Source organism: Pseudomonas sp. SIMBA_041 (assembly GCF_046535095.1).
GTDB classification, from domain to species: Bacteria; Pseudomonadota; Gammaproteobacteria; order Pseudomonadales; family Pseudomonadaceae; genus Aquipseudomonas; species Aquipseudomonas mucoides.
On sequence record NZ_JAWRXJ010000005.1, the window covers coordinates 375,714 to 389,951 of the forward strand.

A 14,238-nucleotide genomic window follows, 5' to 3' on the forward strand; every position below is an offset into this window, starting at 1 on the left:
CCACTGGCCACTGAAACTGACGAGGATTGAATCATGAGCTTGAAAGACAAACTGCCCGGCGCGCTGGGTTTCGGCACCGCCCCCTTGGGCAACATGTTCCGCGCCATTCCTGAAGATGAGGCGCTCGCTACCGTGCACGCCGCCTGGGATGCCGGCGTGCGTTACTTCGACACCGCGCCGTTCTATGGTTCGGGTCTGTCGGAAATCCGTTTGGGCGCCGCGCTGTCCCGATACAACCGTGACGACTATGTGCTGAGTAGCAAAGTCGGCCGGGTCATTCTGGATGTAGTCGAAGACACGGCGGCCCGTGACCTGGGCGAGAAGAGCGGGGTGTTCGAGCACGGCCTCCCGAACAAGATCGTCAACGACTACAGCGCCGACGCGACGATGCGCTCCATCGAGGACAGCCTCAAGCGTCTGCAAACCGACCGTCTGGACATCGTCTGGGTGCATGACATCGCGCAGGATTTCTACGGCGATCAATGGCTGGAGTACTTCAACCAGGCCCGCACCGGCGCGTTCAAAGTACTGACCCGCTTGCGCGAAGAAGGCGTGATCAAGGGCTGGGGCCTGGGCGTGAACAAGGTCGAGCCGTGCGAACTGACCCTTGATCTGACCGAAGCACAACCGGACGGTTTTCTGCTGGCGGGTCGCTACACTCTTCTCGACCACGACCGCGCGTTGCAACGCCTGATGGACGCAGCCCTGGCGCAGAACGTCGAGATCGTGGTCGGTGGTCCTTACAGCTCGGGCATTCTGGCCGGCGGTACGCACTTCGAATACCAGAAAGCCAACCCGGCGATTATCAACAAAGTCGAGCACATCAAACGCATCGCCGCCGCGCACGGTGTCGACATAAAAGCAGCGGCCTTGCAGTTCTCGTTGGCCAACCCGGCGGTGGCGGCGGTGATTCCAGGTTCCAGCCGTCCGGAGCGTATTGCTGAAGACGTTGCCGCGCTGTCGGCGGTCATTCCCGCCGCGTTCTGGCAGGCGATGCGTGAGGCAAAACTGATCTCCGAGCGCGCGCCATTGCCGATCACAGGAGTTAGAGCATGAAGATTGATCTGAGTGGAAAACTCGCCATTGTCAGCGGCAGCACCGCGGGCATTGGCCTGGGCATCAGCAAGGCGTTGGCCGAGTCCGGCGCCACGGTGGTGGTGATCGGCCGGGAGACGGCCAAGGTCGAACAGGCACTGGCGAGCATTCGTCAGCGCGTGCCGGGCGCGCAGTTGCGTGGCCTGACCGCGGACCTGGGCACTGCCGAAGGCGCCGAGGTGCTGTTCGCCGCCGAACCGCGTGCGGACATTTTGGTGAACAACCTCGGCATCTTTAACGACGTGGATTTTTTCGACACGCCAGACAGCGAGTGGACACGCTTTTATGAGGTCAACGTGATCTCCGGCGTGCGTCTGTCCCGGCATTACGTGCCGGACATGGTCAAGCAGGGTTGGGGCCGGGTGATCTTCGTGTCCTCGGAATCCGGCATCTCGATCCCGGCTGACATGCTCAACTATGGCGTGACCAAAAGCGCCAACCTGGCAGTCTCCCATGGCCTGGCCAAACGGCTGGCGGGCACCGGTGTGACAGTCAATGCGATCCTGCCCGGCCCGACGCTCACCGATGGCCTGGAGCAAATGCTCAAGGACGCCACCGCCGCCTCCGGTCGGGGTATACGCGAAGAAGCCGATGCGTTTGTGCGCAAGGCGCGGCCGACGTCGATCATCCAGCGTGTGGCGGATGTCGAGGAGGTGGCGAACCTGGTGGCCTACATTGCTTCCCCGCTGTCCTCGGCCACCACCGGCGCGGCATTGCGCGTTGATGGCGGTGTTGTCGACAGCATGGCAATCTGATTTTTTTTAACAGAGAGGAATACATGGCAACTGCATCAGCGACTATTGAGATCCCGGCTTCGGCCGACGAAGTGTGGCAATTGATCGGCGACTTCAACTCGCTGCCAGACTGGCTGCCGTTCATTCCGCAAAGCGAACTGAGCGAAGGCGGGCGGGTGCGCAGCCTGAAAACCGCGGATGGCGCGGTGATCGTTGAGCGGCTTGAGGCGTTTGATAACGCCGGCAAGACGTACAGCTATTCGATTGAGCAGGCGCCATTTCCGGCTACTGCGTATCTGGCGACGATCAAGGTTGAAGCGCAGGGGCAGGGGGCTCGGGTGACGTGGTCGGGTCGGTTTACGCCTGTGGGGGTGAGTGAGGAGGAAGTGGTGGCGTTGTTCGACGGGATTTATCAGGGTGGGCTGCAGGCGTTGCGGGCCAACTACCCGGCTTAGTCAGTACGCTTAAACCTTGTAGCAGCTGTCGAGCCTGCGAGGCTGCGTTCGGCAGCTGCTACAGAGGTTGTGTCAGGGCCGGGTTTTTGCAATCCAGCACCAACCGCGCGCCACCGAGTTCGCTGCTACCCACCTCCAGCGCAAACCCATGCAAACCGGCAATCGCCGCCACAATCGACAATCCCAAACCAAACCCGCTTTTCTGATTTCCACCCTCGGCGCGATAGAACCGCTGAAACACTGCTTCGCGCTCGGCCTCCGCAATCCCGGGGCCGGAATCCAGCACTTCGATCCGCGTAAACCCGCCTTCACTCACCCCACGCAAAATCACCTCGCCCCCCGGCGGTGTGAACTTGATCGAGTTGCTCAGCAGATTCGCCACGGCTTCGAACAACAACGCCCGATCCCCATTAAGCGCTGGCAGCGACGCCGGCAATTGCAGCTTGAAAACCAGTTCGCCTTCTTCCGCCAGTGGCAGGTAGAAATCGTGCAGCTCTTGCAGCAAGGGCACCGGGTCCAGTTGCACGAAACCCGAGCGGCGCTGGCGATCTTCCAGTTCGGAAATCCGCAGTAACCCGCGAAAACGTGCCATCAAGGTGTCCGCTTCACCGAGCACTGAATCCAGTTGCACAGCCAGCGTCGAGTCATCTGCGGCCTGCTGCTGAATCCGGTACAGCTGCGCCCGCAGGCGTGTCAGCGGGGTGCGCAGGTCGTGGGCGATGTTGTCGCAGACTCCCTTGACCTCGTGCATCAAGCGCTCGATGCGTTCGAGCATGGCGTTGACGATCGTGGCGAGCATGTCCAGTTCATCGCGTCGATTGGACAAGGGCAGGCGCCGGGTCAAATCCCCGGCGATGATGGCTTCGGCACTGGCCTGGATCGCGCGGATGCGCCGCAGGGGGCGTCGGCGCAACAGGTGCCAACCGGCGATGCCGGGAATGATCGTCAAGGTCACGCCCCAGAACAACGCATGAAGGATGATCCGGGTGACGGCGAACAACGAACCGTTGTCACGCACCAGCACCAGCCAGCGACCGTCGCGGGTCTGGGTCGCTACCGCGTCGCAACTGTCGGCGGGCAGGATCGGGTCGTCGGAGTCGGAACAATCCTTGAGCATGTGAATCTTGCCGTCCAGCGGCAAGTCTTCGGGGATAAAACGCAGGGCGCCGCTGAGGTAGCGATGCTGGTGATCGAACAGGCCGTAGGCGTCGATGCCACGGATGTCGAAGGTCATGCTGACGGCGAGGGCGTCCACCAGTTGCTCGCCCTGGAAGCGCGAAAACAGATGCTGGCGTTGCATCAGCGAGTGCTTGGCCAGGTTGTCGAGGTAAGCGGACACTTCGTAGTACATGACGCCCATCAGGATCGCGCTCCAGATCACGAACAGCGAACTGTAGAGCGCCAGCAAGCGGCTGCTGGAAGAGCGCCAGCCTTTAGACGGGTTCGGCAATGACATAACCCGAGCCTCGCACGGTCCGAATCAGTGGGGCCTGGCCTTGTGGGTCGATTTTCTTGCGCAGACGGCCGATGTGCACGTCGATCAGGTTGGTGCCGGGGTCGAAGTGGTAGCCCCAGACTTCTTCGAAAATCATCATACGCGACAGAATCTGCCCGGTGTTGCGCATCAGGAATTCGAGCAATTTGTATTCGGTCGGCAATAGGGTCAGCAACAGGCCGCCGCGGCTGGCTTCATGGCTGATCAGGTTGAGTTCCAGGTCGGCCACTCGCAACGTCGTGGCCTGAGCGGTCACCGTGTTCTGGCGGCGCAGCAATACTTCAACGCGGGCGGCCATTTCATCGGTGGCGAATGGCTTGGTCAGGTAGTCGTCACCGCCGGCGCGCAACCCCCGCACGCGCTCATCGACGTCGGAGAGGGCGCTGATCATCAGGATCGGCGTGGCCACGCCCATGGTCCGCAGCGTGGTGACAATCGCCAGGCCATCGAGCTCCGGCAGCATGCGGTCGAGGGTGATCAGGTCATAGTCACCACTGACCGCACGCTCGAGGCCTTCGCGGCCATTGTCGACCCAGTCGACATCGAGGCCGTGGCTGCTCAGTTCGGCGACGATTTCCCGGGCGGTCACGGCGTCGTCTTCGATAGTCAAGATGCGGGTCATAGGGCTGGCCTGATTAGCGGTTCTCAATGATGTGCAGCATTTTGCCAAGAAATGATCGGAGTCTTTCTAAATAAAACTTCATGCACTGAATATTTTGATCAATGCAGAAAACCCGCTGGGTTGAGGCATTCCTTGCAAATTGCATGAGAAAAGGAAGTTCAATCTTTATAGGTTATTGAAAATAGAAGAAAAATTTAGAAATCGTGACTGGCACGCTGACTGCAATGGTGCATTTGAAGAGTTGTAACACCATCTTTCCTGCCTGGAGCGATACAACAATGAATAGATCTTCTGATGGTTTCTATCCCGTCGCAGAAGAAACGAGCACGCTCTCGGGTGTGTCCTGGGGGGCGATCTTCGCCGGGGCCGCTGCGGCGGCAGCGTTGTCGCTGATTCTGGTGCTGCTCGGTTTCGGCCTGGGTTTTTCGGCGGTGTCGCCGTGGGCCAATGAAGGTGTGAGTGCCAAGGGGCTGGGCATTTCAACCATCGTGTGGCTGGCGGTGACGCAAATTCTGGCGGCCGGGGCCGGCGGTTACATTGCCGGTCGCTTGCGGGTCAAGTGGGCCTACCTGCACGGGGATGAAGTGTATTTCCGTGATACCGCCCATGGCTTCCTCGCCTGGTGCGTGGCGACGCTGGTGACCGCGACCCTGGTGGTCGGCTCGGTCAGCAGTGTTATCAGTGGCGGCCTGCAAGCCGGGGCCAATATGGTCGGCGGGGCAGCCAGTGCGGCCACTCAAGCCGCCGGCACCGCTGCTGCCAATACCAATAGCGATCAGTACGGCTATTTCGTCGACAGCCTGTTCCGTGACGATCGTCCGGCCGCCGTCAGCGATGACGCCGCGCGTGGCACCGTAACGCGCATATTTGTGCGCAGCTTGGGCAACAACGGCTTGAGTGCCGAAGACCGGACTTACCTCGCACAAATGGTCGCCCAACGCACCAACCTGACTCAGGCCGACGCCGAACGTCGTGTCGATGAAGTCTATGCCCGTACGCAAAAAGCCGTGGCCGACGCCAAACTGGCTGCCCAGCAAGCCGCTGACAAAGCCGCGAAAGTCGCCGCCTGGACGTCGCTGTGGATGTTCATCGCACTGCTGATCGGCGCGTTTTTTGCCAGCCTTGCCGCCACTTTTGGTGGTCGTCGTCGGGACGCCGTTGTGTACGTGGAAACCGATACTTACGTCACCACCACCCCTGTCCGCTAACCCGGGAGAATCATCATGCGTTCATTACTGCTGTTCTTTCTTGGCGTGCCGATCCCGATCATTATCCTGATCGCCCTGTTCATGCATTGATCCGCTGAGGCTCATGCCTCTGCCGCTTCCGCCTCTGGTGGAAGCGGCGTTTTGCTTTGTGGCCCCCAATAAAGCGAAGATGCCTCGGCCTGTAGGAGTGAGCCTGCTCGCGATAGCGATGTAACGTTCACTGTTTGCAGCGACTGACACTCCGCTATCGCGAGCAGGCTCACTCCTACAAGTTTTGATTTGGGTTGTTTTAAGAAGGGGAGACGTGCGTTGGACAAAAAGGAAATCAAGCGGCAACTGATGGCGGCGCTCGACGCCGGGCACTCCAAAACCGCGACGTTCAAGGCGTTCTCCGGTGGCGTGGTCAAGGACCGGGTGCTGGCTTACTGGATCGGCGCCAGGCCGGATCCGGCGTTGCGGGAAAAACACTCGCTCAAGGTCAACATTCTGCTCGCACTGACCTGCCTTCAGGCCTTGTTGGGGGCCGTCACCGGATTCTATCTGGGTTCGATGATCGGCCCCGGTGCCGTGGTGTTTTTCACCCTGTTTGCGGCGCTGGTGCCGCTGGCGTTTGCCTGGGGTTTCTACAAGAACTCGGCGCAGGTCTACACCCTTTACATGATTCTGACCGTCAGCCAGATCGGGCGGATGTTTCAGGGGTATGAGGAAGATCCGGTGATGACGGTGGTGGGTGTGGTGATCACGTTGGCCATGGTGTTTTATGTTGCCTGGTTGAAGGCGCTGCTGTTCCCGGACCTGGGGTTTGTCGGGTCGAAAAAGGTTAAGGGGCAGTTTGTGTTTTCCAACTGATGCTCGGGTGGGGGCCAGGCATTGCACCGCGTTATCGTTCATCGCGGGCAAGCCACGCTCCCACAGGGGAATGCAGTTTACTGTGGGAGCGTGGCTTGCCCGCGATGGCGGCATACCTGCCGCCACACCACTTAAGCCTTGCCCGCTTCCTGCTCCTCCAACTGATCCGACTCAAACAATTTAGCCAGTTCCGCCCGCGCTTCCTGCGCCGTCTGCAACACCTTCGCCGCATCGTCATACACCGCGTGCTGCGCCTCCAGCACCTGTTCATCGTGATGCTTGAACCGTTTGATCCGCGCATCGGCCTGTGCCTGGGTCAGCCCCAGGCCAATCAGCGTGCGCCGGCTCATTTCCAGGCTCGAATAATAGGTTTCACGAATCGCTTCCGCCCCCAGGTCCACCAGGCGATGCACATGCTGACGGTTACGTGCGCGAGCGATGATTTTGATGTGCGGGTACAACCGGTGCACCACCTCGGCGGTCTTGATGTTGGTGTCCGGGTCATCGGTGGCGATGATGAAGTATTCCGCCTGTTCGACCTTGGCTGCGCTGAGAATCTCCGGGCGCATCGGGTCGCCATAGAACACCGGTACGCCGCCGAAACTGCGGGACAGTTCGATGGTTTCCACCGACGTATCGAGCGCCACAAACTTGATGTTCTGCGCCCGCAGAATCCGCGCAACGATCTGACCCATCCGGCCCATGCCGGCGATCACCACGCGTGGCGCATCGGTGTCGATGTCGCGGAATTTTTCCGGCACCACGACGGGCTGCACCTTGGGTGAATACAACCGGGCGCACAGCAGCAACAACAGCGGTGTCACCGCCATGGACAGGGTGATGGTCAGCACCAGCAAATCGTACAGGTGCGGCTCGAACAGGCCTTGATCACGGCCAATCTTGAACACCACAAACGCGAACTCACCGCTGGCCGCCAGCACGATGCCCAGGCGCAGCGCACTGACTTTGCCAAGGCCGCCGGCCAATCGGCCGACCACAAACAGCAGCGGCAATTTGATTGCGATCAGCAGCAGGGTCAGCCCCAGGACCGCAAGCGGGGCGCTGAGCAGCAGGCTGAGGTTGGCGCCCATGCCAACGCTGATGAAGAACAGCCCCAGCAGCAGGCCTTTGAACGGCTCGATCTGCGCTTCCAGTTCATGCCGGTATTCAGAGTCCGCCAGCAGCAACCCGGCGAGAAAAGCGCCGAGCGCCATGGACACGCCGACCAGGTCCATCAGCCATGCCGTGCCGATCACCACCAGCAACGCCGTGGCGGTGGACACCTCGGGCAAACGGGTTTTGGCGACGATGCGAAACACCGGACGCAACAGATAGCGTCCACCGATGACTACCACCGCAATGCTGCCCAATACCCGCAAACCGTGATTCAAATCTTCCGCGGCGGTGGAGGTGTGATCACCCCCGGCCAGCAGCGGGACCATGGCAATCAGCGGAATGGCAGCGATGTCCTGAAACAGCAGAATTGCAAACGCCAGTCGACCGTGGGGGCTGGTCAGTTCCTTGCGCTCGGCCAGGCTTTGCAAGCCAAACGCAGTGGACGACAGGGCAAGGCCAAGGCCGAGCACGATGGCGCTGTTCAGCGGCTGGCCGAAGACGAGCAGCGCCAGCACACCGATCACTGAACCGGTCAACAACACCTGCGCCAGGCCCACGCCGAACACCGATTTGCGCATCACCCACAGGCGTCGCGGCGACAGCTCCAGACCAATGATGAACAGCAGCAACACCACGCCGAGTTCAGAAATATGGCTGACGCTTTGCGGATTACCGATCAGCCCCAGCACCGACGGCCCGATGAGGACGCCGGCAAACAGATAACCCAGCACGGCTCCCAGTTGCAGGCGCTTGGCCAAGGGCACGGTGAGCACCGCTGCGAACAGAAACACGACAGCGGCTTGCAACAGGTTGCCTTCATGGGGCATGGCTTACTCCAACACTCGATACGGCGGAGCGCCAAGGATAAAGGGTGCGGCGGGATGCGTCAGCGGTGTTGGCCGACAAACCGTGAATTCCGCTATCGCGAGCAGGCTCACTCCTACAGTCGACCGCGTATTCCCTGTAGGCGTGAGCCTGCTCGCGATAGTGGTCGGTCGGGCAACCGGGCAATCCGATAAACGCCCTGATATGCCCCATCCCCCCGTAGGCGATCAGGGAATCCAGTTCGTTAAAACCGTCAAAGGTCAGATGGCAATGTGCATGGCAATAAATCCTGAGTGTCTTCACGCAGCCTACGCCGACCCGAGGCGCGCCTCCCGGTACAAGTCCGGCACAGATTCATCGCAACGGTATGGAATGATTCATAGCGAGCACAGTCGGAGTTCAGGTGCCATAACATGACTGGAGGATCACCATGAACCGCAAAACGCTCATCGCCGCCCTGACCATTGCCGCCGGCGTTGCCGGTATCAACCCCATCGTTCAGGCGGCCGAGTCCCCTCAGAAAACCGTTCAGCCCGGCGTCAACAACTCCCGTGAACTGGTGGTCGGCGACCGCGCCCCGGACATCTACCAACGCAGCGAAAAAGCCCTCGGCAATTGGCAGGCCAAAGGCCTGAAAGCCCCAAAGGATCAGGCGCAGTGGGTGCAGATCAATGACAAGTACATGATGGTGATGATCACCAACGGGACGATTGTGGACATCACGCCGGTGGAGCGTTAGAGCCTATTGGCTGTGAGCCCGCACCGGGCTTTCGCCGCCCAACCGATACTGATTATTGCCACTGCGCTTGGCCTCATACATCGCCAGGTCCGCAATATGAATCAGCCGGTCCATGCTCGGCGCGTGGTCCGGGTACACCGCGACACCGAGGCTGGTGCCGATGTGGCGCTGGTCGTTGCCGATGGTGATGGGCGGTGACAGTTCGACGAAGATTTTCTGGCAGATGCTGCGCGCTTCATCCTGCAGGTTGATGCCTTTGGGCAACCCTTGAAGGATGACCACGAATTCGTCACCACCGATCCGGGCGACGGTGTCGGTTGAGCGCAGGATTTTCTTCAGGCGTGTGGCAGTGGTGATCAGGACGCGATCGCCGGCCGCATGGCCGTAGTGATCGTTGATGGCCTTGAAACCGTTGAGGTCGACAAACACCAACGCCACCCGGGTCGCGCCGATACGCGCCTGTTCCAATGCCTCGGACAACCGTTCTTCCAGCACCAGGCGATTGGGCAGGCCGGTCAACGGGTCGTAGTGAGCCAGGTGCTGGAGGTAACTGGCGGAGGCTTTTTCCTCGGTGATGTCGCGCACCACGCCCATCATCTTGATGGTGGCGTCGTGGTCGTTCTTGACCACATTGCCGGTCTCTCGCAGCCAGTGAATACTGCCGTCGGGCCAGACGACGCGGTATTCCTCGTCATGGTTTTCGCCGGTTTCCAGGCAGCGCAGCTCCCCGGCCCGCACGCTGGCGCGGTCCTCCGGGTGAACGCAGGCGCAAAACAGGGCGTAGGAGGGCGTCACTTCGCCGATCTTGAAGCCGAACATGCCGTAGATCGCATCCGACCAGTAGAGCTTTTCGGTGTCGACGTCCCAGTCCCAGGTGCCGATGCGGGCGAAGTATTGGCTGCGTTTGAAGCGTTCGGCATCGCCGTCCTGGCGCACGGACGGTCCCTCGGCCAGGCTGGCGATCAGCGCACGACTCTCGGCCAATTGCTGTTTCAGCGAGCGCACGCGACAGATCATCGCGATGAGCAGGGCAAACATGACTGAGCCGACGGCTGCGCTGGTCCAGACCAGATTCATTCAGGGATCGTCATTGGGCATTAAACCGAGGGATACGTTGGTGCTTATGTTAGTTCACCGCGCTGTTGGGTTGCAGTCGCTTTCTGTCTAACGAGCGCTAGACTTTCTGTGCACGCCATCTGCTTCGTGATCATCCGTCAGCCAGGAGATCCTCAGCATGACTCAAGTCAACCCGTCTGGCCCGACGCCCCCACCGCCTGTGCCGGAGAGTTCACAGTTGTCGGCGCACTTTGGTGGGCCAACGCTGCTGTTTGCGGCCTATCTGTTTTTCTATTCCTGGCTGCATTTGTTTTATTACTTCAAGACGTTCGGCATACCGCTGGTATCGCTGGATATCTCGCTCTATTTCTATCTGGCGTTTGCCTGGACTGCGGTGAAACAGTTCGGGGCCTGGATCCCCCTCATTCTGGGCGGCGGTGCCATCCTCTATGTTGCGCTTAACGGCGGCTGGTCTTCGGACCACAGGCTGTTTCGGCATTTTTTGCACAAAGCGCTATTCGCACTTTTTTTGGTCTTGGGACTTTGGGCCACGTCTGTCATGGCCGAGTACCTCGGTACGTTACAGGCCCAGCAAGTCCGCGATGGCGGTGTATTGCACCCGATTCGCCTGCACTTCGAAGAAAAGCAGGCGAAGAACTTTCCGACTGAGTTGTCGACGGCCACCGTTAGCAAGGATGGCGGGATTAAAGAAGCCGTGCTGCTGATTGAAACGGACGAGACGTACTACGTGCTGATTCAAAAGGTGCTGATGAAAACCGATAAGCAGCCGCAACGTTACGATTCATTTGGCACGGTGTACCAAGTGCCGAAGCAGCAGGTGATTTACGTTGAAATGGATGTGCCCAATATGCCGCGTGTTACCAGGACATTGTTTTTAGACGAGTTCCTGTAGTCACCACGCGGGACTGGACTAATGGCAGGTGCGCTATGACCAGATGGAAAATTGCCCTGACACTCGCTCTGTTTGTGGGTGCGGCGCAGGGCGAACAGATCTTGATGATGCCCAGTGGCGATCAGTACCTGGGCAATGAAACTGTGGACCATTCGGGCATTTTTGTTGATTGCGCAAAATTTCCCCATAGTTCGGCGGACGGCAAGATCCAGCCGACGAGCCAGCGGTGTGACAACAATGTCATCGTTGTCATGGCGCCCTCGTTGATCACTCGCTCACCGCTGGAGGTGGTCAGCGTGGACCCGACCGCCAAAAAAATTGAAGTGATGGAGGGCAATACGGTCCAGACCCTAGATTTGAAACAGTTCCCGGATCTGCATTGGTTTGATTTCACCAAAGGCGACCAGATCGGCATTGTGACTGACAAGAAAAGCAGTACAGGCAAGTGGATCCTTCCAGAAGCGATCTTCGGCAAAGACTTCGCGGTCGATGCGAAGCAGAAGGAAGACAAAAAAGTCGTGGAAATGTTGACCCACCCCGATAAAGGCACCTGAACGGTTGCCAACAAGTTGATTTTCTGGGAAAACCACGACCCTCGAATTCTGCAAACAGATAAACACCGTCATGAATAACGAACTGCAAATCATCGACCTCCAGCCAGGCGATGGCAAAGCCGCCGTCAAAGGCGCGCTGATCACCACTCAATACCGTGGCTGGCTGGAAGACGGCACGGAATTCGACTCTTCCTACAGCCGTGGCAAACCTTTTCAGTGTGTGATTGGCACGGGCCGGGTTATCAAAGGCTGGGATCAGGGAATCATGGGGATGCAAGTCGGCGGCAAGCGCAAGCTGCTGGTGCCTGCACATCTGGCGTATGGCGAACGTTCGATGGGAGCGATCACGCCGAATTCGAACCTGATTTTCGAGATTGAATTGCTGGAAGTGCTGACGCGGGATGATTGACTGAAAACCTACCCCCGCAATCCTATGAAAAGGTCCAACTCAGTCGGGAGCTGCTCATTGAGCGCTATGGCGATTTGTTGGACCTGCCCGGCCGTCAGTAAACAGTCCCCGTCCTCGCTTTGATCAAGGTTCTTCCAGCCCAGTACGCCCAGTATCACGACTTCTGACTCGGGCGGAACGGTGAGTTCGTATATTAGAAAGTCACCCTCCTGATCACCTTTTAAAAATCCGCTGATCCAAAAAAAATGAAAGGGCTCCTGAGTGGTTTTCGGGTGGCCGTGGTTGTTGCAGGCGCGGTACCCATCGTTGAACGGTGGATTTTGAATCTGAGACATGTCTGTTTCGCGAGCCATGGGTGGTCCTTGTTTCATCCTTTAGAAGCGATGCGAACGCTATCTCAATGGGCAATTGATAGATGTAGGACTGTTCTGAATTTATTGTCATTGTTTCAGATGAAGCTCCTCTCCATAGCTCAGCCTGTTGCGATGCTCTGAGCTCAAGTGAGGAAAACCTCAATGGTTGTCCCTTCGTTCTCCCGGTGGGTCAGGTGAATACGTCAATATCGTCAAGCGTGTCCTCAACAACCCCGTCCAGGGAAGGGAACTTGTGCTTCACCTTTTCGAGTGCTGGCAACACCGTTTCTCTGTCCACTTCGCCATGACGGCGAGCAATGTGGCCGAGAGCGGTGATAGCGGATGCTGTAACTGACTCGTTTTCACTGACGAGATATTTCAGGCAAATGCTCTGAGCCCAGATTCTGTTTTCTTCGTTCAGACCGATGGAAATCAATGCCGCAATAACATTCGCGTCCACGTCGCTGGCAAGAAGTCTCACAGCTTCATCGTGGCTTACTGATGGATCTTGATAAAGAAGGCTCACTTTTTCACTCCCGGAATTTTGCCCTTGTTGTCTACCTTCCTAGCTTTCATCAGAGCATTTTTCATATCTTGATGGAGTTTATCCCATGGCCTGACGTGGCTGTGGTAGAGGTCTCCTCCTGTACGGTCAAAGACTACAAACTCATTCGCCCCTGAATCGATGCCGATTCTGCGTGGCGATGTAGGCTTTACCTGAACTGAGTTCTCCAGCGCTTCTTGTCCGTTGGAGGGACCTTTACTTTTGACCGGGGTATCCGTCTTGCCATGGTAGCTAGCTGCATCGAATTCCAGCGCCAATACAATATAGAGAGGCTTGATACCAGAATCGGCCGGGAATACGAGAATGAAATCCCTGTATTCAGGCGGATAAATCGGGTTAACGATGATGTTATCTGCCTGTTCTGTAGGCGGATAAATCCAGATGTGCGGGGCTTGTGGGGCTGCCTCTAGCGGTGGAATTGCTGATGTGTTGGACGGGTCGACGGCGGGCGTCCAAATCAGTGTTGTCCCGTCGCCAAAGTCGGCAACTTGTCGGGCGCCTTCTGCTACGAACTGTATGACAGGAATCAACTCCCAATCGCTGCGTTTCTGGGTGTTGTATCCGTATCCTTTCAGCGTGCCATCGGCTTGTTGTTCAAGATGAAGTCGAACACGTGTACGTCCTTCTTTAAGCGACTTGAGCTGTTCTTCCGTGTACAGGGAGCTGTCGCCGAGATTCGATGGCCACAGCAGTGCAACCATTCCCAGCAAGGCACCGGCTGCAACACTGCCCGTTACTGCAGCCGCACTACTAGCAGTATTTGTCACTGTAGCGACAGAACCTGCCCGACCAAGAAGAAGCGTTCCCAGTTCAGCAGGTAGTGCGCTGCCGCTGATTTTTTTGAGAGGTATGTTCCCCGCTGTATCGGTATCGCGGCCACCTAATAAGGAAAACTCTCCGTAGTCGGTCAATTTCTCAACAGGGACAAACCCGGCGGGATTGTAATGGTTGATCACGCCGTCGGGAAGATTGCAGCTTTTGGCGAACACGCAACCTATGACGTCGGGGTGATCCTGGTGTTGGGGTTGCCTGAGGAGACGGTCTTCAAATTCCTGTTGTCGGGCCAACATGTCGTCATAAGATTTTTGCCTGGCGTCCCGCTCTGCCAGTTCGGCGGGGGTCATGTAGCGGCTGGTGACATGATGCCGGTCGCCGGACGGAGGGTTTTGAACCCGAGGGATGTCTGTTTTACGAGCCATGAGCGTCCATGTTTCATCCTTTAAAAGCGATGCGAACGCTATAGCAATGGA

16 protein-coding genes are annotated in these 14,238 nt (G+C 58.3%); 9 read left to right on the forward strand and 7 right to left on the reverse strand.

Features of this window, described 5'->3' with window-relative positions:
• The first annotated feature begins 33 nt into the window (after positions 1–33).
• From SB725_RS14475 to SB725_RS14485, 3 genes are read left to right on the forward strand one after another with little or no spacing between them, the layout of a single operon-like run.
• A complete protein-coding gene (locus SB725_RS14475; protein WP_027923256.1) occupies positions 34–1,056 on the forward strand; it encodes an aldo/keto reductase in 1,023 nt (340 codons plus the stop codon).
• The gene (locus SB725_RS14480; RefSeq protein WP_027923257.1) at positions 1,053–1,850 is read left to right on the forward strand and encodes an SDR family NAD(P)-dependent oxidoreductase; all 798 of its coding nucleotides are present in this window, start codon (positions 1,053–1,055) and stop codon (positions 1,848–1,850) included. Before SB725_RS14475 ends, SB725_RS14480 begins: the two co-directional genes overlap by 4 nt.
• A gap of 23 nt (positions 1,851–1,873) precedes the next feature.
• The gene (locus SB725_RS14485; protein ID WP_027923258.1) at positions 1,874–2,284 is read left to right on the forward strand and encodes an SRPBCC family protein; all 411 of its coding nucleotides are present in this window, start codon (positions 1,874–1,876) and stop codon (positions 2,282–2,284) included.
• 58 nt (positions 2,285–2,342) lie between these two features.
• Here SB725_RS14485 and SB725_RS14490 read toward each other — a convergent pair whose 3' ends face one another.
• Positions 2,343–3,740, reverse strand: a complete 1,398-nt coding sequence (locus SB725_RS14490) for a sensor histidine kinase (RefSeq protein WP_194939620.1) — start codon at positions 3,738–3,740, stop codon at positions 2,343–2,345.
• Positions 3,718–4,401, reverse strand: a complete 684-nt coding sequence (locus SB725_RS14495; RefSeq protein WP_027923260.1) for a response regulator transcription factor — start codon at positions 4,399–4,401, stop codon at positions 3,718–3,720. The genes SB725_RS14490 and SB725_RS14495 overlap by 23 nt, the downstream gene beginning before the upstream one ends.
• Positions 4,402–4,679: 278 nt before the next feature.
• Between SB725_RS14495 and SB725_RS14500 the strand changes: the two genes are divergently transcribed.
• The gene (locus tag SB725_RS14500) at positions 4,680–5,609 is read left to right on the forward strand and encodes a membrane protein (RefSeq protein WP_027923261.1); all 930 of its coding nucleotides are present in this window, start codon (positions 4,680–4,682) and stop codon (positions 5,607–5,609) included.
• Between the two features lie 309 nt (positions 5,610–5,918).
• Positions 5,919–6,458, forward strand: a complete 540-nt coding sequence (locus SB725_RS14505; RefSeq protein WP_027923262.1) for a hypothetical protein — start codon at positions 5,919–5,921, stop codon at positions 6,456–6,458.
• A gap of 131 nt (positions 6,459–6,589) precedes the next feature.
• Here the strand turns inward: SB725_RS14505 and SB725_RS14510 are convergent, their stop codons facing one another.
• Complete coding sequence (locus tag SB725_RS14510) at positions 6,590–8,401, reverse strand: monovalent cation:proton antiporter-2 (CPA2) family protein (RefSeq protein ID WP_410921998.1); 1,812 nt, start codon at positions 8,399–8,401, stop codon at positions 6,590–6,592.
• A gap of 428 nt (positions 8,402–8,829) precedes the next feature.
• Here SB725_RS14510 and SB725_RS14515 point away from each other — a divergent pair, with 428 nt between their 5' ends.
• Positions 8,830–9,138 carry an RcnB family protein gene (locus SB725_RS14515; protein WP_027923264.1) on the forward strand — a complete coding sequence of 103 codons (309 nt, stop codon included), beginning with the start codon at positions 8,830–8,832 and terminating at the stop codon, positions 9,136–9,138.
• 3 nt (positions 9,139–9,141) lie between these two features.
• On the opposite strand, the gene SB725_RS14520 is transcribed toward SB725_RS14515, so the two are convergent.
• Positions 9,142–10,215 (reverse strand): sensor domain-containing diguanylate cyclase, encoded by a 1,074-nt coding sequence (locus tag SB725_RS14520; protein ID WP_027923265.1) that lies wholly within the window; start codon positions 10,213–10,215, stop codon positions 9,142–9,144.
• 157 nt (positions 10,216–10,372) lie between these two features.
• Between SB725_RS14520 and SB725_RS14525 the strand changes: the two genes are divergently transcribed.
• The 3 genes from SB725_RS14525 (at position 10,373) to SB725_RS14535 (ending at position 12,070) form a co-directional block, all read left to right on the forward strand.
• Positions 10,373–11,107, forward strand: a complete 735-nt coding sequence (locus SB725_RS14525) for a hypothetical protein (RefSeq protein WP_410921999.1) — start codon at positions 10,373–10,375, stop codon at positions 11,105–11,107.
• 35 nt (positions 11,108–11,142) lie between these two features.
• The gene (locus tag SB725_RS14530; RefSeq protein ID WP_410922000.1) at positions 11,143–11,661 is read left to right on the forward strand and encodes a hypothetical protein; all 519 of its coding nucleotides are present in this window, start codon (positions 11,143–11,145) and stop codon (positions 11,659–11,661) included.
• A 70-nt stretch (positions 11,662–11,731) separates the two neighbouring features.
• Complete coding sequence (locus tag SB725_RS14535; protein WP_027923268.1) at positions 11,732–12,070, forward strand: FKBP-type peptidyl-prolyl cis-trans isomerase; 339 nt, start codon at positions 11,732–11,734, stop codon at positions 12,068–12,070.
• Positions 12,071–12,078: 8 nt separating this feature from the next.
• Here the strand turns inward: SB725_RS14535 and SB725_RS14540 are convergent, their stop codons facing one another.
• The 3 genes from SB725_RS14540 to SB725_RS14550 form a co-directional block, all read right to left on the reverse strand.
• Positions 12,079–12,423 carry a pyocin S6 family toxin immunity protein gene (locus SB725_RS14540; protein ID WP_324188009.1) on the reverse strand — a complete coding sequence of 115 codons (345 nt, stop codon included), beginning with the start codon at positions 12,421–12,423 and terminating at the stop codon, positions 12,079–12,081.
• A gap of 190 nt (positions 12,424–12,613) precedes the next feature.
• Complete coding sequence (locus SB725_RS14545) at positions 12,614–12,949, reverse strand: hypothetical protein (RefSeq protein ID WP_059181013.1); 336 nt, start codon at positions 12,947–12,949, stop codon at positions 12,614–12,616.
• Positions 12,946–14,187 (reverse strand): S-type pyocin domain-containing protein, encoded by a 1,242-nt coding sequence (locus tag SB725_RS14550; protein ID WP_410922002.1) that lies wholly within the window; start codon positions 14,185–14,187, stop codon positions 12,946–12,948. Before SB725_RS14550 ends, SB725_RS14545 begins: the two co-directional genes overlap by 4 nt.
• Positions 14,188–14,238 lie beyond the last annotated feature (51 nt).